Source organism: Streptomyces sp. NPDC058052 (genome assembly GCF_042885515.1).
In the GTDB taxonomy this organism is placed as follows: Bacteria; Actinomycetota; Actinomycetes; order Streptomycetales; family Streptomycetaceae; genus Streptomyces.
In genome coordinates this window covers 193,370-198,176 of sequence record NZ_JBHVRX010000013.1, presented here as the reverse complement: position 1 = coordinate 198,176, position 4,807 = coordinate 193,370, and the positions used below count along the sequence as shown (strand labels likewise).

Sequence of the window (4,807 nt, the reverse complement as noted above, 5' to 3'; positions counted from 1 at the left end):
TCTCCCGCGCCCCCAGGGCCATGGGGCGTGCCGGCACGACCCGGCACCTCGACCTCGGCCCTCCTGTCGTGCCGGCACGACAGGAGGGCCGAGGTCGAGGTGCGCCCTATTCTTTCCTCGGAGCGGGAGGAAAGAGGAGTTGTGTACGGGGGCAGGTCGTTCGGTGCCGTTCTGCGTGGTCTGCGGGGGCGGAGCCGTCTGACGATGGAGGAGTTGGCCGAGGCGTCGGGAGTGAGTGTCCGGGCCATCGGCGACATGGAGCGCGGGCGCAGCCGGGTTCCGCAGCGTCGTACGGTGGTCGCGCTGGCGGAGGGGCTCGGGCTCGCGGACGACGAGCGCGAGGTGCTGCTGGCCACGGCGCGGGCGGCGCGGCCGACGCGCGCGGTCGCGGTCGCGGGAGCGGTCGTGCCGCCGAGATCGGTGGGGGACTTCACAGGACGCGAGCGGGAATTGGCCGTCCTGCGGAGGGCCGCGGAGCGTGCCCCGCTCGGCCGTGAGGTGTCGGTGTGGGTCGTCTCGGGCCCTCCGGGGTGCGGGAAGACGACGCTGGCGCTGAAGGCCGCGGCGGACCTGGCGGACAGGTTCCCCGACGGGTGTTTCGTGGTGGACCTGCACGGGGTGGACGGCCCCGTGGACACGGACGAGGCGCTTCTGAAGCTGTTGAAGGCCCTCGGCGTGTCCGACCGCCGTCTGGGGCAGGAGGATCGGCAGGGCCGCGCGGGTCTGCTGCGGGCGCTGCTGGGCGACCGCCGATGCATGGTGGTGCTGGACAACGCTCGCGACGAGGGCCAGGTTCGCGCGCTGCTGCCCGCCGGCGGGCGGAGCCTGGTGCTCATCACCAGCCGGCGTCCCTTGAGCGGCCTGGAGGACGTCGACCGCCTGGCGCTGTCGGAGATGACGCAGGGCGAGGCGGTCGACCTGCTGCGCCGGATCCTGGGCGAGGAACGGGCGGACGCGGAGGCCGCGGCCGTGGCGCGGGTGGCGGGCCTGTGCGGTCGGCTGCCGCTGGCCCTGCGGGTGGCGGCGAACTGGCTGACGGTCCGTTCCGGATGGACCGTCGACCACCTGGTGCGGCGCCTGGCCGACGAGGAACGCCGGCTGGGCGTGCTCGCCGCCGGTGACGTGCGGGTGGAGGCGGCGTTCGAGCTGTCCTACCGTCAGCTGACCGGCCAGGCCGCGCGCATGCTGAGGCTGCTGAGCCTGGTGCCGGGGCCGGACATGACCGCCGCCTACGGCGCCGCTCTGACCGGCACGGACGTCTTCGACGCCGAGGACGTGATGGAGGAGCTCGTCGAGGCCGGCCTGCTGCAGGCCGCCTTCACCGGCCGCTACCAGCTGCACGACCTGCTGAGGCTGTTCGCGCGGGCCAGGCTCTCGCGGGAGGAGGAGCCCGGCGAGCGGGAGGCGGCCGGTGACCGGCTGCGCGCCTGGCTCCTGGAGACGGCCACCGTCGCCGGCCGCTGGTACCAGCCCGAGTACGGGCAGCCGCCTTCCTCCTGGCAGGGCCTGGTGCCGTTGGAGAGCACCGAGCAGGCCCGTGCCTGGCTCCAGAGCGAGGCCCCCTCCTGGCTCGCCGCTCTTCGTGATGCCGCCCGCCGGGGTGAGCACACCCGGGTCGTGACGACGGTCCACGCCATGGAATGGTTCTGCGACCTGTGGGTCCACTGGGGACACTGGCCCGAGGTCTTCGGCGTGGCCGCCGAGTCCGCCGCCGCGCTGGACGACCCGTACATGCGGGCGTTCCACCTCAACTGTCACTCCTGGGCTCTGAGCCTCTGCGAGCAGCGCCACAAGGAGGCCGTCGAGCGCGCCGGCGAGGGGCTGGAGCAGGCCCGTCGGGCGCGGGACGTCCACCAGCAGGTCTCGGCGCTGGTGCACGCCGCCAACGGGTACTGGCAACTCGGTGACGTCCGGGCCGTCGCGGAAAGGTCCCTCGCCGCGATCGACCTGTCGGAGGACTCTGGTCATCACGAGGTCTGGCCCCAGGCCGTGCGCCTCTACGGGAACGCCCTGCGTCTGCTCGGACGTGCCGAGGACGCCCTGGCCGAGCACGAGCGCATCATCGCGTTCCTCGATGCGCCCGGCTGCCCGGTGACCGGGCACGTCGCCGACATCTTCCGTACCCACGCGATCCAGGCACTCGGTCAGGACTACGCCGCGCTGGGGCGATGGCGGGAGGCCGCCGACCGGTTTCGCGATGCCCAGATCCAGTCGAGCAGCATCGGCATCTTCCACAAGGAGGCCGAACAGCTGCTGCATCTGGGCGAGGCCCTGAGGGAGCTGGGAGAGACCGAGGAGGCTCGCTACTGTCTGCGCCAGGTCCTCGCCCTCGGTGATGCGGCGGACGACAGGCACCTGAAGACCGCGCGGAAACTGCTGGAGGCGTTCCCCGCGGAATGACGACGGCCGGACTCGGCGCCGGTGCCGAGGCCGGGGCCGGTGCTGCCGCACGCCGGGCGGGTACCGGTCCCGGAGCCAGCGCCTGGTCCTGCCCGAACGGCGGCCTCACCCGGTGGACAGCGGGAGGCCGGCCTCCGGCCGGCCGGCGCACCGGTCGCGCCATTCACGGGGAGAGACGCCGTAGGCGGCGCGGAAGGCCCGGCTGAAGTGGGCCGGGCTGACGAAGCCCCATCGCTGAGCGACAGCGGACACGGTGGGGGCCGTCCTGCTGCGGCGGGCCAGCTCGCGACCGCATTCCTCCAGGCGTCGCTGTCGGATGAGCCGGCCGATCGTGGTCCCCTCGCCCTCGAACATCCGGTGCAGGTAACGGGCGGAGATTCCGTGTGCCCGGGCGATGCGCTCCGGGGACAGGTCCGGGTCGCCCAGGTTCCGGTCGATGTGGTCACGGACGCGCTGCACCAGGTGGTTCGGTGTGTCCGCCTCCCTGCCGCGGGAGCGGGTCTCCTCCGTGATCAGGGTGTCGAACAGTTCGACGACCATCCCGGCCAGCCGGTTGGCGACGGCCGGCGGGTGACCGTCGGCCGAGGAGGCCAAGGTGGTCAGGAACGGGAGGAGTATCGCGCCGAAGCCGTCTCCGGTGCGGATGGCGTTGCCCGTGACGCTCCGGAGGGCGGTGTCCGACGCACTCAGGGTGCGGCGGGGAAGCTGGAAGACATGGGTGGTGAATCTCTGTGGGTAGTCGATGGAGTACGGCCTGGTCGTGTCGTACACCACCAGGTCTCCCTCACCCACCTCCGCCCGCCGGCCGTCCTGGACGAGGGTGGCCGTGCCGGACCTCTGGACACCGACCGCCACCGGTGCCTGGGACGATCGGGAGATCAACGCCCGTGTGCGGCTGACCCGTTGCGCGTCGGCCTCCACGGTGGAGACCTGGAGGTACGCGAGGCGGTCGGTGACGATCCGGCCGTCGAACGGCCCGTCGCCCCGGGGCGAGACCTCCATCGGTACCAGCGTCCTGCTGACCGCTTCGTTCCAGAAGGCGGTCCTGTCCCGGTCCGGCACGTCGGCGGTCGTCAACACCAGGCTCAATTCTTTTCCGTTCAAGGGGAGTGGTTCCGGGTCTGCCAGAGGCGGGAACAGGACGCTGCGCCTGCCCGGAAGACCGCAGCGTGGTGCCCGCTCGTACCCGAGAGTCAAGCAACGGGCCGTTTCCGTCTCCAGGCAGAACCACAGGCAGGAATCGGCGCGACGCGAACACTGCGCTCAGGGGCAAGACCCAGTGCGTGACGCGGCAAGAGGCGGCTCTCCCCCGGCCGTAGCGTGACGGCCGTCCGCACCGCACACGGCGCGGACCAGCCATATCGCACCGAGGAGACGTTCATGCCGTACATCACCGTGGGCCAGGAGAACACCAGCCCGATCGAGCTCTTCTACGAGGACCAGGGCGCCGGCCGGCCGGTCGTCCTCATCCACGGCTTCCCGCTCGACGGCCGCTCCTGGGAGCGCCAGACCGCCGCGCTGCTCGACGCCGGCTACCGAGTGATCACGTACGACCGCCGCGGCTTCGGGCAGTCCTCCCAGCCGGCCACCGGCTACGACTACGACACCTTCGCGGCCGATCTGAACACCGTGCTGGAGACGCTCGACCTGAACGACGCCACCCTCGTCGGCTTCTCGATGGGTACGGGCGAGGTCGCCCGCTACGTCTCCACCTACGGCTCCGGCCGCGTCGCCAAGGTCGCTTTCCTGGCCTCCCTGGAGCCCTGCCTGCTCAAGAGCGACGACAACCCGGACGGCGTCGCCCCCAAGGAGTTCTTCGACGGGGTCGTCGCCGCCGTCAAGGCCGACCGCTACGCCTACTACACGGCCTTCTTCAACGACTTCTACAACCTCGACGAGAACCTGGGCAGCCGCATCAGCGAGGAGGCCCTGCGCAACAGCTGGGACACCGCGGCCCGCGGCGGCTCCTTCGCCGCGTCCGCCGCACCGGCGACCTGGTACACCGACTTCCGCGCCGACATCCCCGCCGTCGACGTGCCGGCCCTGATCCTGCACGGCACCGCCGACCGCATCCTCCCGGCCGAAGGCACCGCGCGCCCGTTCCACAAGGCGCTTCCGTCGGCCGACTACGTCGAGATCGAGGGTGCCCCGCACGGCCTGCTGTGGACGCACGCCGAGGAGGTCAACACCGCCCTCCTCGCCTTCCTGGCGAAGTGACGCCGCACCGTTGACCCGCCGGGGGGGCGCCCGGCCAGGCGCGGGGGCCCCGCCCCCGGCGCGGGGCCGGCGGGGGGGGGGGTGGGTAGCGCCGGTGGGGGGGGGGGGGGGGGGGGGGGGCGGGGGGGCGGGGGGGGGGGGGGGGGGCGTCGGCGGGGGCGCCGAGGACGAGGCGCCACCGCTCGAGCTG

3 protein-coding genes are annotated in these 4,807 nt (G+C 72.6%); 2 read left to right on the top strand and 1 reads right to left on the bottom strand.

All coding sequences use genetic code 11. From position 1 onward, the window contains the following. Window positions 1-99: 99 nt before the first annotated feature. The gene (locus ACFVU3_RS20085; protein WP_390067857.1) at window positions 100-2,400 is read left to right on the top strand and encodes a helix-turn-helix domain-containing protein; all 2,301 of its coding nucleotides are present in this window, start codon (window positions 100-102) and stop codon (window positions 2,398-2,400) included. A 105-nt stretch (window positions 2,401-2,505) separates the two neighbouring features. Here the strand turns inward: ACFVU3_RS20085 and ACFVU3_RS20080 are convergent, their stop codons facing one another. Further along, on the bottom strand, window positions 2,506-3,480 hold the full coding sequence (locus ACFVU3_RS20080) for a helix-turn-helix domain-containing protein (RefSeq protein ID WP_390067855.1): 975 nt from the start codon (window positions 3,478-3,480) through the stop codon (window positions 2,506-2,508). A gap of 300 nt (window positions 3,481-3,780) precedes the next feature. Between ACFVU3_RS20080 and ACFVU3_RS20075 the strand changes: the two genes are divergently transcribed. Continuing rightward, complete coding sequence (locus ACFVU3_RS20075) at window positions 3,781-4,617, top strand: alpha/beta fold hydrolase (protein ID WP_390067839.1); 837 nt, start codon at window positions 3,781-3,783, stop codon at window positions 4,615-4,617. Window positions 4,618-4,807 lie beyond the last annotated feature (190 nt).